The 19086-nt window shown below is 71.3% G+C and carries 17 protein-coding genes and 2 pseudogenes; 6 read left to right on the forward strand and 13 right to left on the reverse strand.

Annotated elements, in window-relative coordinates; all coding sequences use genetic code 11:
• Nucleotides 1–66: 66 nt before the first annotated feature.
• The 7 genes from ACFYY7_RS36055 to ACFYY7_RS36085 form a co-directional block, all read right to left on the reverse strand.
• Nucleotides 67–1401 carry an MFS transporter gene (locus tag ACFYY7_RS36055; RefSeq protein WP_356086527.1) on the reverse strand — a complete coding sequence of 445 codons (1335 nt, stop codon included), beginning with the start codon at nt 1399–1401 and terminating at the stop codon, nt 67–69.
• 98 nt (nt 1402–1499) lie between these two features.
• The gene (locus ACFYY7_RS36060) at nt 1500–2105 is read right to left on the reverse strand and encodes a TetR/AcrR family transcriptional regulator (RefSeq protein WP_388667980.1); all 606 of its coding nucleotides are present in this window, start codon (nt 2103–2105) and stop codon (nt 1500–1502) included.
• A 3-nt stretch (nt 2106–2108) separates the two neighbouring features.
• On the reverse strand, nt 2109–3110 hold the full coding sequence (locus tag ACFYY7_RS36065) for an agmatine/peptidylarginine deiminase (RefSeq protein ID WP_376311446.1): 1002 nt from the start codon (nt 3108–3110) through the stop codon (nt 2109–2111).
• A gap of 23 nt (nt 3111–3133) precedes the next feature.
• On the reverse strand, nt 3134–4867 hold the full coding sequence (locus ACFYY7_RS36070; protein ID WP_376416589.1) for an urease subunit alpha: 1734 nt from the start codon (nt 4865–4867) through the stop codon (nt 3134–3136).
• On the reverse strand, nt 4864–5553 hold the full coding sequence (gene ureA / locus ACFYY7_RS36075; protein ID WP_388667981.1) for an urease subunit gamma: 690 nt from the start codon (nt 5551–5553) through the stop codon (nt 4864–4866). Before ureA ends, ACFYY7_RS36070 begins: the two co-directional genes overlap by 4 nt.
• A gap of 179 nt (nt 5554–5732) precedes the next feature.
• Entirely contained in the window at nt 5733–6821 is a 1089-nt protein-coding gene (locus ACFYY7_RS36080) for a branched-chain amino acid aminotransferase (protein WP_388667982.1), read from the reverse strand.
• Between the two features lie 238 nt (nt 6822–7059).
• Nucleotides 7060–8103 carry a 3-isopropylmalate dehydrogenase gene (locus tag ACFYY7_RS36085; RefSeq protein WP_388667983.1) on the reverse strand — a complete coding sequence of 348 codons (1044 nt, stop codon included), beginning with the start codon at nt 8101–8103 and terminating at the stop codon, nt 7060–7062.
• Nucleotides 8104–8154: 51 nt separating this feature from the next.
• Here ACFYY7_RS36085 and ACFYY7_RS36090 point away from each other — a divergent pair.
• Nucleotides 8155–8343 (forward strand): annotated as a pseudogene (locus ACFYY7_RS36090) (phosphoesterase); the annotation flags it as partial.
• 74 nt (nt 8344–8417) lie between these two features.
• Here the strand turns inward: ACFYY7_RS36090 and ACFYY7_RS36095 are convergent.
• Nucleotides 8418–8546 (reverse strand): hypothetical protein, encoded by a 129-nt coding sequence (locus ACFYY7_RS36095; RefSeq protein WP_266729507.1) that lies wholly within the window; start codon nt 8544–8546, stop codon nt 8418–8420.
• Between the two features lie 629 nt (nt 8547–9175).
• Here ACFYY7_RS36095 and ACFYY7_RS36100 point away from each other — a divergent pair.
• The 4 genes from ACFYY7_RS36100 to ACFYY7_RS36115 all read left to right on the forward strand — a co-directional run bounded on the left by ACFYY7_RS36100 (nt 9176) and on the right by ACFYY7_RS36115 (nt 12375).
• Nucleotides 9176–9748, forward strand: a complete 573-nt coding sequence (locus tag ACFYY7_RS36100) for a CDP-alcohol phosphatidyltransferase family protein (protein WP_388667984.1) — start codon at nt 9176–9178, stop codon at nt 9746–9748.
• Entirely contained in the window at nt 9745–10605 is an 861-nt protein-coding gene (locus ACFYY7_RS36105) for a phosphatidate cytidylyltransferase (RefSeq protein ID WP_388667985.1), read from the forward strand. Before ACFYY7_RS36100 ends, ACFYY7_RS36105 begins: the two co-directional genes overlap by 4 nt.
• Nucleotides 10602–11810: a lysophospholipid acyltransferase family protein gene (locus tag ACFYY7_RS36110; RefSeq protein ID WP_388667986.1), complete on the forward strand. Its 1209-nt coding sequence runs from the start codon at nt 10602–10604 to the stop codon at nt 11808–11810. Before ACFYY7_RS36105 ends, ACFYY7_RS36110 begins: the two co-directional genes overlap by 4 nt.
• A 94-nt stretch (nt 11811–11904) precedes the next feature.
• Entirely contained in the window at nt 11905–12375 is a 471-nt protein-coding gene (locus ACFYY7_RS36115) for a DUF1877 family protein (protein ID WP_388667987.1), read from the forward strand.
• 102 nt (nt 12376–12477) lie between these two features.
• Here ACFYY7_RS36115 and pruA read toward each other — a convergent pair whose 3' ends face one another.
• Together pruA and ACFYY7_RS36125 are read right to left on the reverse strand one after the other, a co-directional pair.
• Nucleotides 12478–14109, reverse strand: coding sequence for an L-glutamate gamma-semialdehyde dehydrogenase (pruA, locus tag ACFYY7_RS36120; RefSeq protein WP_376317947.1), 1632 nt, complete (start codon nt 14107–14109; stop codon nt 12478–12480).
• Nucleotides 14110–14148: 39 nt separating this feature from the next.
• Nucleotides 14149–15075, reverse strand: coding sequence for a proline dehydrogenase family protein (locus ACFYY7_RS36125; protein WP_266729514.1), 927 nt, complete (start codon nt 15073–15075; stop codon nt 14149–14151).
• Between the two features lie 179 nt (nt 15076–15254).
• Here ACFYY7_RS36125 and ACFYY7_RS36130 point away from each other — a divergent pair, with 179 nt between their 5' ends.
• On the forward strand, nt 15255–16397 hold the full coding sequence (locus ACFYY7_RS36130; protein WP_388667988.1) for a PucR family transcriptional regulator: 1143 nt from the start codon (nt 15255–15257) through the stop codon (nt 16395–16397).
• 23 nt (nt 16398–16420) lie between these two features.
• Here the strand turns inward: ACFYY7_RS36130 and ACFYY7_RS36135 are convergent, their stop codons facing one another.
• From ACFYY7_RS36135 to ACFYY7_RS36145, 3 genes and pseudogenes are all read right to left on the reverse strand, one after another.
• Nucleotides 16421–17017: a TetR/AcrR family transcriptional regulator gene (locus ACFYY7_RS36135; protein ID WP_388667989.1), complete on the reverse strand. Its 597-nt coding sequence runs from the start codon at nt 17015–17017 to the stop codon at nt 16421–16423.
• A gap of 91 nt (nt 17018–17108) precedes the next feature.
• Nucleotides 17109–18701: a phosphoglycerate dehydrogenase gene (gene serA / locus ACFYY7_RS36140; RefSeq protein WP_360937932.1), complete on the reverse strand. Its 1593-nt coding sequence runs from the start codon at nt 18699–18701 to the stop codon at nt 17109–17111.
• A gap of 272 nt (nt 18702–18973) precedes the next feature.
• Nucleotides 18974–19086: pseudogene (locus ACFYY7_RS36145) on the reverse strand (ketol-acid reductoisomerase); the annotation flags it as partial.

The raw sequence follows: 19086 nt of genomic DNA on the forward strand, positions 1-19086 counted from the left end.
ATAATCATGGCGTTCGAGGGCACGGAAGCAGTCTTGCACAGGGCCGCCTCCGTGCCCCGACCCGTCTCAGGATGCGGGCGTGACGCTCGTCGCGCCGGACGGCTCCGCGTCCGCCCGGTCCGCGTCCTTGGCACCGACCCGGCCCAGGTCGATGTCGCGGGTCTCGCGCATGGTCAGGTAGACGACCAGGGAGACCGCCGCGCAGCCCGCCACGTACCAGTAGAAGCCGGACTCGATGCCCGCCTTCTTGAACCAGAGCGCCACGTATTCGGCGGTGCCGCCGAAGAGCGCGTTGGCGATGGCGTACGGGAGGGCGACGCCCAGGGCGCGGATGCCGGTCGGGAAGAGTTCAGCCTTCACACAGGCGTTGATCGAGGTGTAGCCGGTGACGACGACCAGGGCGAGCAGCGCCAGGCCGAACGCGGGCCAGAACGTGCCCGCGTGCTTGAGCATCGTCATGATCGGCACGGTCAGGAAGGTGGAGCCGACGGCGAAGGTGATCAGCAGCGGGCGGCGGCCGATCCGGTCGGAGAGCATGCCGGCCAGCGGCTGGATGCACATGAAGACGAACAGGGCGCAGAAGCTGACGAGCGAGGCGGTGGGCTTGTCCATGCCCGCGCTCTTGGACAGGAACTTGGAGAGGTAGGTCGTGTACGTGTAGTACGCGACGGTCCCGCCCATGGTCAGCGCCATCACCAGGAACGCCTCGCGCTTGTGCCGCCACAGCGCCTTCAGCGTGCCGCGGTCGGCCTCCTCGGCGGCGCCGGACTCCGCGTACACCTCGGTCTCCAGCATCGAACGGCGCAGGTAGAAGACGATCGCGGCGCCGAGCGCACCGACGATGAACGGGATGCGCCAGCCCCAGCTGTGCAGCGCCGCCTCGGACATGTTGCGCTGGAGGACGATCTGCAGGCCGAGACCGACGAGTTGTCCCGCGGTCATGGACACGTACTGGAAGCTGGAGGCGAAGCCGCGCCGGTGGGGGGCGGACGCCTCGGTGAGGTACGTGGCGCTCGCGGCGTACTCGCCGCCGACGGACAGGCCCTGGAGCAGCCGGGCCACCAGCAGGACGGCGACCCCGCCGTACCCCGCGACGTCGTACGTCGGTGCGGCGGCGATGAGGATCGCGGAGGCCGACATGAGCGTGACGGTGAGGGTGAGCGCCGCCTTGCGGCCCCTGCGGTCGCCGATCCGGCCGAGCAGCCAGCCGCCGACCGGCCGCATGAAGAAGCCGACGGCGAAGATGCCCATGGTGTTCATGAGATTGGCGGTCTCATTGCCTTCGGGGAAGAACGAATCCGCGAAGTAGACCGCGAAGGTCGCGTACACGAACCAGTCGAACCACTCGACCATGTTGCCGGCCGAACCGACCCAGATTTTCTTCCACTGCTCTCGTCCCATGGTCCGTCACCGTGCCCGAACAGCGGGGACCGGAACAAGGGCGCAATGCGCAACGATCGCGCGTACTTACGTGCGTTTCGTTCACGGCGCCGCTTCCACTACCGGACGGTGAGCGACTCCTCGATGAACTCCCGTACCTGCGCCAGGACTTGGGGACGGCCGGTGCCGGGGAGGCCGACCGCGACATGGACGCTGAAGCCGTCGAGCAGGGCGCGCAGCCGGGTCGCGAACCGCCCGGCGTCGACCGGGCGGAACTCCCCGGCCGACGCGCCCTGCTCCAGCAGGTCCACCAGATCGCGGTGCCAGGCGGCCTCGATGGCGGCCTGCCGGGCGCGCGCGTCGTCGTCCGCGTTCTGCGAGCGGTTCCACACCTCCAGCCAGAGCGTCCAGTGCGGATCGCGGGGGCCGTCGGGCAGGTACAGGCCGATGTACCCGTCGAGCCGTTCGCGGGCCGTCGCCGACCCGGCCATCAGGGCGCCGCGCTCCGCGCCGAGCCGTCCCTCGCTCCACTCCAGGGTCTGGAGCAACAGCTCGTCCTTGGTGCGGAAGTAGTAGAGGAGGTGTCCGCTGCTCATCTGGACCTCGCGGCCGAGTCCGGCCATGGTGAGGCCGTCGAGCCCCCGTTCGGCGATGGTGGCCATGGCGGCGGCCAGCAGTTCCTCACGGGGCGGGGCGGTGTTGCGACGGCGTGGCGCGGGGGGCACGGTTCAGACCTTCGGCTGCTGTTGCGTGATGCAGTGGATGCCTCCACCGCCGGCAAAGATCGTACGGGCGTCGACGAGGGTCACCGTACGGTCGGGGAACAGCTCGCCGAAGATGGCCGCCGCCTCCTTGTCGCGCGGGTCGTCGAAGGCGCAGAGGACCACACCGCCGTTGCAGAGGTAGTGGTTGATGTAGGAGTAGTCGACCCACTCCCCGTCCGCCTGCAGCACGGTGGGCGCCGGGACCTCGACGACGTTCAGCGAGCGGCCCCTGGCGTCGGTGGCCTCGCGCAGGATGCGCACCGTCTCGCGGGTGACCTCGTGGTCGGGGTGGGCCGGGTCCGGCTGGACGTGGGCGACGACGGTGCCGGGGCGGGCGAACGCGGCGACGATGTCGACATGGCCGAGGGTGCCGTACATGCCGTAGTCACCGGAGAGTCCGCGCGGCAGCCAGATGGCCTTCTCGGTGCCGAGCCGGGCGTGGATCTCGGACTCGACCTGCTCGCGGGTCCAGTCGGGGTTGCGCTCCTTGCCGAGCTGGACGGTCTCGGTGAGCAGTACGGTGCCCTCGCCGTCCACGTGGATGGCGCCGCCCTCGTTGACCAGCCGGGAGCTCTGCACGGGGACGTCGGCGAGCTCGGCGACGGAGCGGGCGATGTGCTGGTCGTGCTCCCAGCGGGCCCAGTCCTGGGCGCCCCAGCCGTTGAACGTCCAGTCGACGGCGGCCAGTCGGTTCCCGTCGGTGACGAAGGTGGGGCCGATGTCCCGCATCCAGGCGTCGTCGAGGGGGCGGACGGCCAGCTCGACGTCCGGGCCGAGGAGCGCGCGGGCGCTGTCCTCCTGGCCGGGGCCCACCACCATCGTGACGGGCTCGAAGCGGCGCACGGCGCGGGCGACGGTGGCCCAGGCGGCGCGGGCCTCGTCCAGTTCGGCGTCGGTCTCGAAGGTCGGGTTGGGGCCCGGCCAGGCCATCCAGGTGCGTTCGTGCGGGGCCCACTCGGGCGGCATGCGGAAGGTCACTGCGGTGTCCTTTAGAGGAAGTAGAGACGGTTGAGGGAGACGGAGTCGGCGGGCTCGGAGCGCAGCGGGTCGCCGTCCAGGGTGACCAGACCGCTGCGGGCGTCCACGGCGACCGCTCCGGTGCGGGAGTTGTGGATCAGGTCGCCGGGGCCGATGCCGCGGGTGCCGCGCACGCCGACGCGGCGGCGGCGGGTGGGCATCGAGTCGGCGCCGAGCTGGGTCGCCGCCTGCGAGACGAAGGCCACCGAGAGGTCGGCGGCGGTCGCTCCGTACGCCCCGAACTGCGGCCCCAGGACGAGGGGTTCGCAGGTGTCGGTGGCGGCGTTCGGGTCGCCGGTGACGCCGTACGCGGGGAAGCCGGACTTCAGCACGAGCTGCGGCTTGGCGCCGAAGAACTCGGGACGCCACAGCACGATGTCGGCCATCTTGCCGGTCTCGATGGAGCCGATCTCGTGCGAGAGACCATGGGCGATGGCGGGGTTGATGGTGAGCTTGGCGATGTAGCGCAGCACCCGGGCGTTGTCGTCCGCCGGGCCGTCGCCCTCCATCGGGCCGAGCTCGGCCTTCATCTTCCCGGCCATCGCGAAGGTGCGGCGCACCGTCTCGCCGGCCCGACCCATGCCCTGCGCGTCGGACGAGGTGATGCCGATGGCGCCCAGGTCGTGCAGGACGTCCTCGGCGCCCATCGTCCCGGCGCGGATCCGGTCGCGGGCCATGGCCGCGTCGCCCGGCAGGTCCGTCTTGAGGTCGTGTACGGAGACGATCATCCCGTAGTGCTCGGCGACGGCGTCCCGGCCGAAGGGCAGCGTGGGGTTGGTGGACGAGCCGATGACGTTCTCGACGCCCGCCATCTTCAGGACGTTGGGTACGTGTCCGCCGCCGCAGCCCTCGATGTGGAACGCGTGGATCGTGCGGCCTTCCAGGACCTTCAGGGTGTCCTCGACCGACAGGCACTCGTTCAGCCCGTCGCTGTGCAGGGCGACCTGGACGTCGTGCTCCTCGGCGACCCGCAGCGCGGTGTCCAGGGCGCGGGTGTGGGCGCCCATGTCCTCGTGCACCTTGAAGCCGCAGGCCCCGCCCTCCGCGAGCGCCTCGACCAGCGGGGCCTGGTGGGAGGACGAACCGCGGCCCAGGAAGCCGATGTTGACCGGCCAGGCGTCGAAGGCGTTGAAGGCGTGGCGCAGCGCCCAGGGCGAGTTGACGCCGACACCCCAGACCGGGCCGAACTCCTGGCCGATGATCGTGGTGACGCCGGAGGCGAGCGAGGCCTCCATGATCCGCGGTGAGAGCAGGTGGACATGGGTGTCGACGGCACCCGCCGTCGCGATCATCCCCTCGCCGGAGACGATGGTCGTGCCGGTGCCGACGACGACGTCCACGCCGTCCAGGGTGTCCGGGTTGCCGGCCCGGCCGATCGACGCGATCCGGCCCTCGCGGATGCCGATCGACACCTTGCGGATGCCCTGCACGGCGTCGATGACCAGCACATTGCTGATGACGACGTCACAGGTGTCGCGGACCGCGGCGGCCTTGAGGTGCAGCCCGTCGCGGGCGGTCTTGCCGAATCCGGCGAGGAACTCCTCGCCGTACTCCTGCGCGTCGGACTCGACGCGGACGGTCAGGCCCGAGTCGCCGAGGCGGACGCGGTCACCGGCGCGCGGGCCGTGCGTGGCGGCGTACGCGTGGGGGTCGATGTGCCGGCTGCCCGGCGCGCAGTGGTCGTTGTGCTTGGTCGGCCTGCTCATGCGCCTGTTCCCTTCACTCCCAGATATCCGCAGGCCGCGGCGCGCCGCAGGGCCTCTTCGCGCGCGCCCGGCGCGTCCAGCGGACCGTCGACGAGACCGGCGAAGCCGATCGCCACGCGCGCGCCGCCGATGGGCACCAGGCCCACCTCGACGCTCTCCCCCGGCCCGAACCGCACGGACGACCCGGCGGGGACGGCGAGCCGCATGCCGTAGGCGGCCTCGCGGGCGAAGTCGAGCCGCGGGTTGGCCTCGAAGAAGTGGAAGTGCGAGGTCACGGAGACCGGCACGGTCGCGGTGTTGTGGACGCTCAGCCGCACCGCGGGCTCCGGCTCGGGCGTGGCGGGCCCTGGGACGACGGCCCCGGGCCCGTCGTCGCCCAGTCCCTCGCCCAGCGGCCGGGAGACCACGGCGAGCCGCGAGCCGTCGTCGAAGACGGCCTCCACATGCACCTCGGTGACGACGTCGGCGACGCCCGGCAGCACGTCGTCGGGGCCGAGCACGGACCGCGCCGCCTCGATGGCCTCGGCCAGCCGGAGCCCGTCCCGGGCGGCCTCGCAGACCGTGTCCGCGATCAGGGCGGTCGCCTCGGGGACATTGAGCTTCAGGCCCCGGGCGCGGCGGGCGCGGGCCAGTTCGGCGGCGCCGAAGAGCAGCAGCCGGTCACGTTCCGTCGGAGTCAGTCGCACGTCTCCACACCTCTCGGTTTAGAGCGTCACTCTAACTCATGGTTAGAGCGACGCTCTAAGTATGTGAGAGGGCACACTCCGAGGTGCGGGAGGACGTGCCCGGGCAGACGAAAGCCGCGCCTGCCGGGAAGCGGGGCGCGGCTTTTCGTTACTGCGGGGCCTGATCCGAACGGGAGGCCCTAGCCGAGGGGGTGCATCCAGCCGTGGGTGTCCTCGGCGACGCCGCGCTGGATGTCGAGCAGGCGCTCGCGCAGCTTCATCGTGACCTCGCCGGGCGTGCCGTTGCTCTGGGTCCACTCGCCGCCCTCGGACTTCACGGTGCCGACGGGGGTGATGACGGCGGCGGTGCCGCAGGCGAAGACCTCGGTGAGGGTGCCGTCGGCGGTGTCGTCGCGCCACTGGTCGATGGAGACGCGGCCCTCCTCCGACTCGTAGCCGAGGTCGCGGGCGACCTTGAGCAGCGAGTCACGGGTGACACCGGCGAGCAGCGAGCCGGTCAGGGCCGGGGTGATGATCTTGTTCCCGTACACGAAGTACAGGTTCATGCCGCCGAGCTCCTCGACCCACTTGTGCTCGACCGCGTCGAGGTAGGCGACCTGGTCGCAGCCCTTCTCGGCGGCCTCGGCCTGGGCGAGGAGGGACGCGGCGTAGTTGCCGCCGGTCTTGGCGTCGCCCATGCCGCCGGGGACGGCGCGGACCCGGTTCTCGGAGAGCCAGATCGAGACCGGCTTCACACCGCCGGGGAAGTACGCGCCGGCCGGCGAGGCGATCACCAGGAACAGGTACTCGTTGGCGGGCCGCACACCGAGGCCGATCTCGGTCGCGATCATGAACGGGCGCAGGTAGAGGGACTCCTCGCCGCCATGCGCCGGAACCCAGGCCTGGTCCTGCTTGACCAGCGCGTCGCAGGCCGCGATGAACGTCTCGACAGGCAGCTCGGGCATGGCCAGCCGGCGGGCGGAGGCCTGGAAGCGCTTGGCGTTGGCCTCGGGGCGGAAGGTGGCGACCGAGCCGTCGGGCTGACGGTAGGCCTTGAGGCCCTCGAAGATCTCCTGCCCGTAGTGCAGGGTCATGTTGGCGGGGTCGATCGACAGCGGCGCGTACGGCACGAGCTGGGCGTCGTGCCAGCCGCGGCCCTCGGTCCACCTGATCGTCACCATGTGATCGGTGAAGCGGCGGCCGAATCCGGGATTGACCATGCTCGCCTCGCGCTCCGCGTCGGACAGTGGGTTCGAGGAGGGCTTGAGCTCGATCGTGGGCGTCGTCATGAGTGCGTGTCCTTCACCGTTGTGTGTGTTGGACCGCGCTCACGCCGCCCCTGCCAGACGGTGCTAGGACGTCCGAGTTTTGTTGCGAGCCACGGCCCCGTTCGATTATCGCTCCCGGGTGGCCGTGCACGAAACGACACGATCGCGGTCCAGTGGTCGATGGTGGCACCCGGGGCCGCGCAAGGTGAAGCCGCCGGGTGCGGTGGTTGCCCGGCGGCTTCGAAACGGAGTCGTCGGGTCAGTTCGCCACGCGTACCGCGAGCGCGTCGCCGATCTGGTCGGTCGTACGGCTCGTCTTCCCGTCGCGCTCCGCGAGGTCGGCGGAGACGGCGTCCTCGATGCGCACGGCCTCGGCCTCGTAGCCGAGGTGGCGCAGCAGGAGGGCGACGGAGAGGACCGTGGCCGTCGGGTCGGCCTTGCCCTGGCCCGCGATGTCGGGGGCGGAACCGTGGACCGGCTCGAACATCGACGGGAAGGTGCCCGTCGGGTTGATGTTGCCGGACGCGGCCAGGCCGATGCCGCCGGTCACGGCAGCGGCGAGGTCGGTGAGGATGTCGCCGAAGAGGTTGTCGGTGACGATGACGTCGAAGCGCTCCGGCTGGGTGACGAAGAAGATCGTCGCGGCGTCGACGTGCAGGTAGTCGGTGGTGACCTCGGGGTACTCGGTCGCGACCTTGTCGAAGATGTTCTTCCACATGTGGCCGGCGTACACGAGGACGTTGTTCTTGTGCACCAGCGTCAGCTTCTTGCGCGGGCGGGCGTTCGCCCGCTCGAACGCGTCCCGGACGACGCGCTCGACGCCGTACGCGGTGTTGACGCTGACCTCGGTGGCGACCTCGGCCGGCGTACCGGTGCGCAGCGAGCCGCCGTTTCCGGTGTACGGGCCCTCGGTGCCCTCGCGGACGACGACGAAGTCGATGTCGGGGCGGCCGGCCAGCGGGGTCGCGGTGTTCGGGAACAGCTTCGACGGCCTCAGGTTGATGAAGTGGTCGAAGGCGAACCGCAGCTTCAGCAGGAGCCCGCGCTCCAGGACGCCCGACGGCACGGAGGGGTCGCCGATCGCGCCGAGCAGGATGGCGTCGTGGCCCTTGAGGGCTTCGAGCTCCGTGTCCGGGAGGGTTTCACCGGTGCGGTGCCACCGCTGGGCGCCAAGGTCGTACTCCTTGGTCTCCAGCTTCACATCCTGCGGGAGAACAGCGTTGAGGACCTTGAGGCCCTGGGCCACGACCTCCTGGCCGATACCGTCACCGGGGATCACTGCGAGATTGATGCTGCGAGACATGTCCGCACCCTACTGCTCGTCCCACCCCATGACACATCACGTCCACCATACGGACGCAACGCCTGCTGGACGCTGCCCGGCAACGGTCCGGACCCGGCGAACCAGCCCGGCGCCCACTCGTTCGTGCACGGCAATGTGGCGGTCGTCGCCCTCGACGCCAACGACGTCTCGTACGAGATCCCCGCCAACTTCGGAATCAGTGAGGGCAGGCGGACCCGCCGGCTGGACCGGCGCCTCGGCAGCGCATCGACCACTTCGAGATCAGCCGGGGCTGACCGTCGGGCCGGTCCGGTGACCGGCCCGTTCAGCCGGTCTCAGTGGCCCGTGGAGCCGCCGTTGTCCCTGCGGTCGAGGGCTCGCTGGAGGGCGGCCGCGGCATTGCGGCGCTCCGACTCGGTCGGGCGGGGGGTGTGACGGACGCGGCGGGCAGTCGTCTGGACCATGATGGATCGACTCCTTGAGATCGCGAGGATTTCGAGATCGAAATTCGTGAAGCTGATTTCGAGATCGGGATTTCGAGGCGCCGGAAGGGGCGGGGAGCGGGCGCCGCAGGGGTTGCCTGCACAAGGGCGCGCACTCACGACCGCCAGTCGCTGGATCTAGCGAAACGTTCGGCTCCTACAAAGCTAGGGCAGCTCGGCCGGTCTGTCTCCACAATTACTCGGACTTCCTACTATCTGAGACGGAGGTTTACGACCGGCCGCCCACGACACCCCGGCGAAAGCCCGGAATTCCGGCGATCGCGCCTGGTCAGAGGCGGTGACACGGCCGACGGGACACATCGGCCCGGCTGTCGTCGGCGAAGTGGGTGGACCTGCAACGGCTCAACGGGGTGCCGCTGCCGGCCGGGATGGCGGACCGGGTCGGCCCCGGCCCCTGGTACGGACTGACGTCGAACCTTGCGGGCCCACGACGAGGTGGGCCACCGGCCGCTGTACCTGTCGGTGTGGACGGCACGGGACGCGGGCGCGCTCCAGGGGTCGCTACGCGCGGCCGGTCCACCAGGTACTCAGTCTCCATTTGAGTACCTGCCACGTGTCGAAGAACTGTGCGTCGCACGACAGTTGGGCACATGAACGGCCTCTACGCTCTCAAGCCCTGGTACGCGGACCGCCTCTCCGGCGTCCGCGCCTCGCTGGTCCGCCGTGAGGTGTCGCCCGACACCCTCACCGCGGCCGGCGTGGTCTCGGCGGCCGGTGCCGCCGCCGCGCTGGCCTGGCTGCCCGCTCCGCTCGCCGCCCTGCCGGTCGCCCTGCTGCTCGCGGCCCGGCTCGCCTTCGCCAACCTGGACGGCGCGCTGGCCCGCGACACGGGCCGGACGACCCGGCGCGGCTCGGTGCTCAACGAGCTCGGTGACCGGGTGGCCGATCTGGTCGTGCTGGCCGGCTTCCTGGCGCTCGCCCCGCTGTGGCTGGTGGCGGTGGCCGGGCTCGCGGCGACCCTGCCGTCCTGGGTGTCGCTGGCCGGGGCGGCGGCGGGCGCGCCCCGGCGCAACGGCGGCCCGGTCGGCAAGACCGAACGCTGCCTGCTGGTCGTGGTCGCGGCGGCGAGCGGCTGGGCCGTACCCGTCCTGGCCGTGATCGCCGCCGGTTCGCTGCTCACCGCGGCGCTCCGGCTGGCGGGCCTGTGGCGGGAGCTGGCATGAGCGCCGTGCTGATCGCCGAGGAGGCCGCGGCGCGGGCCGTGCCGCTGGTCGCGGGGGTGCTGGGGGCGGGCGGTGTCGCCGTCGCCGTGCTGCCGTCGAAGGTCCGGATGCGGGCCGAGCTGCGCAAGCGGTGGCGCACCTGGGCTCTGGTGGCGCCGGTCTTCCTGGGGGCGTACTTCCTGGGCGGCGGCGGGACGTTCGCGCTGGCCGCCGGGCTCGGGGTGGTCGCGGCGGGCGAGTTCGCGCGGATGGCTGGGCTGCGCCGGGGCGATCTCACGGTGCTCGTGGCGGCCTCGGTGACGCTCCCCGCGCTGGCGTGGCTGGCGCCGCGGCTACTCGACGTCCGGGCGGCGGCGCTGCTGCTGGTCGCGGCGGCGCTTCCGTCGGTACTCGGCGGGGACGACCGGGCCGGCTTCACCCGCACCGCGCGCACCGCCTTCGGGCTGCTGTGGATCCCGGTCGCGCTGACCGGTCTGGTGACGCTCGGGGACACGGCGGTCGCGGTGGGGCTCGCGGTGGCGCTCGGCGATGTCGGCGCCTGGTGCGGCGGTACGGCGCTGGGCCGCCGGGGCCCACTGGCCCGGCCGCTGTCGCCGCTCTCCCCCAACAAGACCTGGGCGGGGGTGCTCGGCGCCGGGGTGGCGACGGCCCTGTTGCTGCTCGTGCTCGGCGAGTTCACCTTCCCGCTGTGGTTCGCGGTGATCGGTGGCTGTGTCCTCGGCGACCTGCTCGAATCGATGGTCAAGCGCGAGTCGGGGGTGAAGGACGCGGGCAGCTGGCTGCCCGGCTTCGGCGGCCTCCTCGACCGGATCGACTCCCTGTTGGTGGCCCTTCTCCTGGCGATGGTGATGACATGACCCGCACCCTTGCGCACGTACCCGGCCGGGTCGCGCTGCCCGCCCGCTCCCGGTTCGCCGCCGCGCTCCGGCGCGGCCTGTGGTGGGGCGTCCTCAGCCTCACCGGCGGGGTGGAGCGGCGTGGCCGGCTGCCGCGCGGCGGCTGCGTCGTCGTCGCCAACCACTCCTCGCACGCGGACACGGCGGCGCTCCTCGCCGCGCTCGACGCCCGGCACACCCCGGCGATCGGCGCGGCGGCCGACTACTGGTTCGCCTCGCCGTGGCGGCGCCGGATCTGCCGCAGGCTCGCGGCCGGGTTCCCGGTGCGGCGCAGTGGCGGCGGCATGGACGACCTGCTGTCCATGGCGGACGAGCTGCGCTCCGGCCGGGCGGTCGTCCTGTTCCCGGAGGGAACCCGGGGCAAGGACGGTGAGCTGGGCTCCTTCCATCGCGGCGCGCTCGTGCTGGCCGAGCGGGCCGGGGTGCCGGTGGTGCCGGTGGGGATCGCGGGCACGGACCGGCTGCTGCCCAAGCACGGCCGGCTGCGCTCGGCGCTGGTGCGGGTCTCGATCGGTGACCCGCTGCCGTCGACGACCGGTCCTCAAGAGGCCCGCGACGCGGTGGTCGCGCTGCACGCGCGTACGGTCGCCGAGCCGCTGCGGGACTCCGCGACGCGGCGCCGGGTGGCGTCGGTCGTGACCTCGCGCTGGGGCATCCCGCTGGCGTTCGGGTGGGCGCTGGCGGAGGCGCTGAGCTGGCCGCTGATGCCGGAACTGCTGCTGGCCGCGGTCTGTGTGGCGGTGCCGCGGGCGGCGCTGAAAATGTCGCTGGGCGCGCTCGCCGGCAGCCTGGCCGGGGGCCTGCTCGCCCTTCAGCTGGCCTCGGCCGGTGTTCACCTGCCCGCCCCGCTGACCACGGACCGGATGCGGGCACACGTCCGGGCCGAACTCGCGCTGGAGGGGGCGTCGGCGGTGCGGCACCAGCCGTGGAACGGCATTCCGTTCAAGGTGTACGGGGCCGAGGCGGGCCGCGCCGGTGTGCCCGCGCTCGACTGGCTCACCGCTTCGGCGACGGCCCGGGGTTCCCGGACGCTCACCGTGGGGCTCGGCTTCGCCGCCTTCGGGCTGCTGATGCGCCGCCACCGCCGCCAGTACGGCCGCTGTCTGGTCCTGCTGGGCGGCGGGTTCGCGGCGGGGCTGTCACTGATCGTGAACGGCTGGGGCTGATCGCGCCATCGCGGGGGCGGGGACTGTCAGTGGGTGCCCCTACGGTTCAGAAACAGGGGCCCGCCGGACGGCGGCCCGGTGGGAGGGGACAGCGATGAGCTTCAGCATGCAGGCACGGGCCGTTCCGGCCGCCCGGCTGCCGCAGGACTTCGCGGGGGTGTCGGCGGTCTTCGCCGACACGGACGACGAGCTCGACCGCCTGGAGACGGATCTGCACATCTCCAAGGACTTCTCCGACGTGCACGAGCTGTGTCTCACCGCACCGCCCGGCCACGGCAGCGGGGAGCTCCCCGTGTTCGGCGGGGAGATCCACGAGGACCCGGCCGGGATCGAGGCGCCGTCGCTCACGCTGACCGCGGCGCAGGTGCGGGAGGTGGTGGAGTTCCTCCGCACCCATCCGTTCGACGGGCTGTGGGACGCGTCCGGTGGTGGTGTCGCCGCGCACTGGGGGTGGCAGGAGCCCGAGGTCCGCGCCGTCTTCGCCGCCCACTTCCGGCGATTGGCGGACTTCTACGAGCGCGCGGCGCGCGGGGGCGACGCGGTGGTGAAGCGGTTCCTGTACTGAGGAGCGGCCCCGGAATGGAAACCGCCTCCCGGCCGGCAGGGGAACCGGGCGGGAGGCGGAATTCATGGCGGGGCGCCGGGGGGTGGGGCGCCCCGAGGGGGATCAGCCCTGGTGGGGGTAGGTGTAGTCGGTCGGCGGGACCAGCGTCTCCTTGATGGCCCGGGTCAGGGTCCAGCGCTGGAGGTTCTGCGGGGCGCCCGCCTTGTCGTTCGTACCCGAGGCACGGCCGCCGCCGAAGGGCTGCTGGCCGACGACGGCGCCGGTCGACTTGTCGTTGATGTAGAAGTTGCCCGCGGCGTACCGCAGCTTCTCCATCGTGTACGCGGCCGCGGCGCGGTCGTTCGCGATGACGGAACCGGTCAGCGCGTAGTCGGAGACCGACTCCATCTGCTCCAGCATCGCGTCGTACGCGTCGTCCTCGTAGACGTGCACCGCGAGGATCGGGCCGAAGTACTCGGTCGTGAAGACCTCGTTCTCCGGGTCGGTGCACTCGATGACGGTCGGGCGGACGAAGTAGCCCACCGAGTCGTCGTACGTGCCGCCCGCGATGATCGTGCAGGACGGGTCGGCCTTCGCGCGGTCGATCGCGGCCTTGTTCTTGGCGAACGAACGGTCGTCGATGACGGCGCCGATGAAGTTCGACAGGTCGGTGACGTCACCCATGGTGATGGAGTCGACCTCGGCGGCGAACTTCTCCTTGAAACCGGAGTTCCAGATGGAGGCCGGGACGTACGCCCGGGAGGAGGCCGAGCACTTCTGGCCCTGGAACTCGAAGGAGCCACGGGTCAGCGCGGTCTTCAGGACGGCGTGGTCGGCCGACGGGTGGGCGACGACGAAGTCCTTGCCACCGGTCTCGCCGACGAGCCGCGGGTAGGTGCGGTAGTTGGCGATGTTGTTGCCGACCGTCTTCCACAGGTGCTGGAAGGTGGGGGTCGAGCCGGTGAAGTGGATGCCGGCCAGGTCGCGGTGGTTCAGGGCCACCTCGGAGACGGCGATGCCGTCACCGGTCACCAGGTTGATGACGCCCTTGGGCAGACCGGCCTCTTCCAGCAGCTGCATCAGCAGCACGGCGGCGTGGGTCTGCGTCGGGGACGGCTTCCACACCACGACGTTGCCCATGAGGGCGGGGGCGGTGGGCAGGTTGCCCGCGATGGCCGTGAAGTTGAACGGCGTGATCGCGTAGACGAAGCCCTCCAGCGGGCGGTGGTCCATGCGGTTCCACACGCCCGGCGAGTTGGCCGGGGGCTGCTCGGCGAGGATCTGGCGCGCGTAGTGCACGTTGAAGCGCCAGAAGTCGACGAGCTCGCAAGGGGTGTCGATCTCGGCCTGCTGGGCGGTCTTCGACTGGCCGAGCATCGTGGACGCGGCCAGCGTCTCGCGCCACGGGCCGGACAGCAGCTCGGCGGCGCGCAGGATGATCGCGGCGCGGTCGTCGAAGGACATCGCGCGCCAGGCCGGGGCTGCGGCGAGCGCGGCGTCGATCGCGTCCTGCGCGTCCTGCTGCGTGGCAGCCGCGAACGTGCCGATGACGGCCTTGTGGTTGTGCGGCTGCACGACGTCGAACCGCTCGCCGCCGCCCATCCGCTTCTCGCCGCCGATGGTCATCGGAAGGTCGATCGGGTTCTGGCTGAGCTCCTTGAGCTTCACCTCCAGGCGGGCGCGCTCCGGGGAGCCCGGGGCGTAGGAGTGGACCGGCTCGTTGACCGGCGCGGGGACCTGGGTCACAGCGTCCATGAGTTCCGTTGCTCCTTGAGTAGAGAGGTGGAGGAGGGCTCAGCCCTTGGTGAGGATCGAGCGGCCGAAGAACAGCAGGTTCGCCGGCTTCTCGGCGAGGCGGCGCATGAAGTAGCCGTACCAGTCGGTGCCGTACGCCGTGTAGACGCGCATCCGGTGGCCCTCGGCCGCGAGCCGGAGGTGCTCCTCGCTGCGGATGCCGTACAGCATCTGGAATTCGTACTCGTCCAGTTTGCGCCCGGCCTTGCGGCCCAGCTCCTGGGCGATGGCGATCAGACGCGGGTCGTGGGACCCGATCATCGGGTAGCCGTCGCCCTCCATGAGGATCCGCAGGATGCGGACGTACGCCTTGTCGATCTCGGCCTTGTCCTGGTACGCGACGGAGGCGGGCTCCTTGTAGGCGCCCTTCACGATGCGGACGCGGCTGCCGGCGGCGGCCAGACGGCGGGCGTCGTCCTCGGTGCGGAACAGGTAGGCCTGGATCACACAGCCGGTCTGCGGGAAGTCCTTCCGCAGCTCCTCGTGGATGGCGAACATCGAGTCGAGGGTGGTGTGGTCCTCGGCGTCCAGCGTGACCGTGGTGCCGATCGCGGCGGCGGCCTCGACGACCGGGCGGACGTTGGCGAGCGCCAGCTCGTGGCCGCCGTCCAGCGCTTGGCCGAACATGGAGAGCTTGACGGACATCTCGGCCTTGGTGCCCAGGCCCAGGTCCTTGAGGCGCTCGATCAGTTCGAGGTAGGCGTCGCGGGCGGCGGATGCCTGCTCGGGGGTGGTGATGTCCTCGCCCACCACGTCGAGGGTGACTTCGAGGCCCTTGCCGGCGGCGTCCTCGATGATCGGGACGACCTGGTCGACGGTCTCACCGGCGATGAACCGGTCGACGACCTGCTTGGTGCCAGGTGCGGCCGAGACGAAACGGCGCATCTTGTCGCTGCGGGACGCGGCGAGAATCACGGGACCCAGCACGGGGCACCTCCACGGAAAGTACGAACGAAGGCCGTACCGGAAGTTCGGGAACAGACCGGTACAGCACGGAGAACCACCGTGAAATCTAAGGATCTCTCCGATCGTGTGCCATCGACAGCTGTCACGCATCCATTCCCCGGTTCTCAGACATATGTCTGAAGGGGTGCGAGAATGGCCGGGTGAAGGGCGATTACCAGGAGCTGGTCGACGAGATCTCCGGGCTGCTCGGCGCCCCCGCGACGCTGGAGAACCGGGACTTCGGCCTGGTCGCCTTCGGCGCCCATGACAGCGACGACGACACCGCGATGGACCCGGTCCGCACCCGCTCGATCCTGACCCGCCGCTCCACGCCCGCCGTCCGCGCCTGGTTCGAGGGCTTCGGCATCACCCGCGCCACCGGCCCGGTCCGCATTCCGGCGGCCCCGGAGGCCGGGGTCTTCCGGGACCGGATCTGTCTCCCGGTACGCCATCGGGGTGCCGTGCTCGGTTACGTATGGCTGCTCGACGCGGACCCCGGACCGACCGACGAACAGTTGAGCGCGGCGATGGAGGTGGCGGCCCGGATCGGGGCGCTGCTCGCCGAGGAGGCACGGGCGGGCACCGATCCGTCCCGGGAGTTCGGCGCGGTCCTGACCGCCGGGCGGGGCTGGCAGCACGACATGGCGGTGGCCGCGCTGCACGAGGCGCTGGGGCCGGACGCGCCGGGGCTGCACACGGTGGTGTGCGTGACCCCGTGGCCGGACGATCCGCCGTCGGTCCGTACGGTCCCGTCGGCGGCGGCGCTGTCCGCGATCCCCGGGGCCGGGGGGTTCCCCTCGCTGGCCGCGCTGGTCCGGCTGCGTTCCACCGATGTCCTCGACCCGGCGCTCACCGCCGCCGACCGGCTGCGTTCCGCCGCGGGCCGGGACGCCACCGCCGGGGTCGCGGTGCCCCGCCGGGGTCTTACGGAACTGGCCGCGGCCTGGCACGAGGCGGCGGCCGCCGCCCGCGCGGCGACGGCCGAGTCCCGGTTCGGCCCGGTCGCGCGGTGGTCGGCGATCGGGCCGTACCGGCTGCTGACCGCACTCCCCCCGGAAGCCGTCGCGGATCCGGTGGTCCGCACCCTGCTCACCCCGCCGCACAAGGATCTGGCCCGCACCGCCGAGGTGTTCCTCGACTGCGCGGGCCAGGCGTCCCGGACGGCCGCCGCACTCGGCGTCCACCGCCAGACGCTCTACTACCGGCTCTCCCGGATCCAGCAGCTCACCGGCCTCGATCTCAACGACGGCGAGGACCGGCTGCTGCTGCACATGGCACTCAAGGGCGCGCGCCTCAGGAGTTAGCGCGGCTCAGGAGTCAGAGCGGCTCACGAGTCAGAGCCTCCCCGGCCCTCCAGCACGACCTTCAGGCCGTCCGTCAAGTCCTGTGCGGACGGGGCGGATTCACTGTCCATCAGCCACTGCACCATCACACCCGCGAGCAGCGCCTGGCAGAACAGCCCGGCCACCCGCGCCTTCTCCGGGTCCTTCTCCGGGTCGATGCCGAGCATGCCCTCGGCGAGCCCGTCGCGCCCCTCGCGCTGCGGGTCCAGCAGGGCCTTCCGCAGCTCCGGGTCCTGGTCGATCCGGGAGACGACCTCCATCTGGAGCTGCCAGACGGACCGGGTCTCCTCGAAGCTGTCGATCACCCGCTCCCAGGTGTCGCGGAACTGGTCGAGCGGCGCCCCGGACGCGTCGCCGCCCTCCGCGCGCTCCTCCCCGTCCTCGGTGAGCAGATCCCCCCACTCCTCCGTCACCTTGACGAAGGCGAGGTTGAGCAGGGCCTCCTTGGAGCCGTAGTGGTAGCCGATGGAGGCGAGGTTCGTACCGGAGGCGGCCACGATGTCGCGCGCCGTCGTCCGGGCGTACCCCTTCTCCAGCAGGCAGCGCTTGGCGCCTTCGAGCAGATCCTCACGATGTCCCATGACAGCAGCGTACCCGGCATGCAGACGTTTGTGTAAGACGCACGTCTAGATGCCGGGTACGCGGAAGGCACGCGGAGAGGCTCCGGGGCCGTCAGTCGGTCAGGTTCACCGTACGGGCCGAGTTGGCACCGATCTCGGTGGAGATCTCGGCGAGCACCGACGCCGGGACGTCGTCGTCGACGGTGAGCACGACCAGCGCCTCGCCGCCCGCGCCCGTCCGCGAGACCTGCATGCCCGCGATGTTCAGACCGGCCTCGCCGAGGATCCGGCCGACCGTGCCGACGACACCCGGACGGTCCTCGTAACGCAGCACCACCATGTGGTCGGCCAGCGCCAGGTCCACGTCGTACTCGCCGACGGCGACGATCTTCTGGAGGTGCTTGGGTCCGGCCAGCGTGCCGGAGACCGAGACCTCCTCGCCGCCCGAGAGCGTGCCGCGGACGGTGACCACGTTGCGGTGGTCGGGCGACTCGGAGCTGGTGGTGAGGCGGACCTCGACACCGCGCTCCTGCGCGAAGAGCGGGGCGTTCACGTACGACACGGTCTCGTCGACGACGTCCTCGAACACGCCCTTGAGCGCGGAGAGTTCGAGCACCTTGACGTCGTGCTGGGTGATCTCGCCGTACACCTCGACATCGAGGCGGACCGCGACCTCGCCCGCGAGCGCGGTGAAGATCCGGCCGAGCTTCTCGGCGAGCGGCAGACCCGGGCGCACGTCCTCGGCGATCACGCCGCCCTGGACGTTGACCGCGTCCGGCACGAGCTCACCGGCGAGGGCCAGGCGCACGGACCTGGCGACCGCGATGCCCGCCTTCTCCTGGGCCTCGTCGGTGGAGGCGCCGAGGTGCGGGGTGCAGACGACCTGGTCGAACTCGAACAGCGGGGAGTCCGTGCAGGGCTCCTTCGCGTACACGTCGAGGCCGGCGCCGGCGACCCGGCCCTCCTTGAGGGCGGAGGCGAGCGCCACCTCGTCGACGATGCCGCCGCGGGCGGCGTTGACGATACGGACCGAGGGCTTCACCTTGTGCAGCGCCTCGTCGCCGATCAGGCCGAGCGTCTCGGGGGTCTTGGGCAGGTGCACCGTGATGAAGTCGGCGACCTCCAGCAGCTCGTCGAGCGAGAGGAGCTTGACGCCCATCTGCGCGGCGCGCGCCGGCTGCACATAGGGGTCGTACGCGACGATCTTCATGCCGAAGGCGGACATGCGCTGCGCGACCAGGACGCCGATGCGGCCGAGGCCGACGACGCCGAGGGTCTTCTCGCTGAGCTCGACGCCGGTGTACTTGGAGCGCTTCCACTCGCCGTTCTTGAGGGCGGTGTTGGCCTGCGGGATGTTGCGCGCGGTGGCGACCAGCAGACCGCAGGCCAGCTCGGCGGCGGTGACGATGTTGGAGGTCGGCGCGTTGACGACCATCACGCCGGCCTTGGTGGCGGCGGAGACGTCGACGTTGTCCAGACCGACGCCGGCACGGGCGACGACCTTCAGCTTCTTCGCGGCGGCGATTGCCTCGGCGTCGACCTTGGTGGCGGAGCGCACCAGGATGGCGTCGACATCGGCGATCGCGGGGAGGAGCTCGGCGCGGTCCGCGCCGTTGCAGTGCCGGATGTCGAAGTCCGGTCCCAGCGCGTCCACCGTGGCGGGCGACAGCTCTTCAGCGATGAGTACGACAGGTTTCGAGCTCACGTGAGTCCTCACAGGTCCAGTGCGGACGGCCGTCCCGACGGCCGCAGGCGGTGGAGGGGCTTGCCGCGTGGAAGACGCACGACACTGTGGGCCTGACGCGTGTATGTGTGGAGAAGTGTAGTCATGCGCCAGGACGCATACTGCGCCCGGTTGGAAGGATCACCCGCACGGGGGTGGACGACTTGTACACACGTACGACGCCGCTTCTTCCAGCGGTGATAAGGAAACGCCGCCGGGGGCGGGTCCGCGGACCCGCCCCCGGGGCGTCGGTGTTACGCGTCCTCGTCGTTGACCCAGCTCATGAGCTTGCGCAGCTCGCGGCCGGTGGTCTCCAGGAGGTGGTCGCTGTCGGCCTTCTTGTACTCGTTGTACTTGGGCAGACCGT

Origin of the sequence: Streptomyces sp. NPDC001933, assembly GCF_042890955.1 — a bacterium.
Taxonomy (GTDB): Bacteria; Actinomycetota; Actinomycetes; order Streptomycetales; family Streptomycetaceae; genus Streptomyces.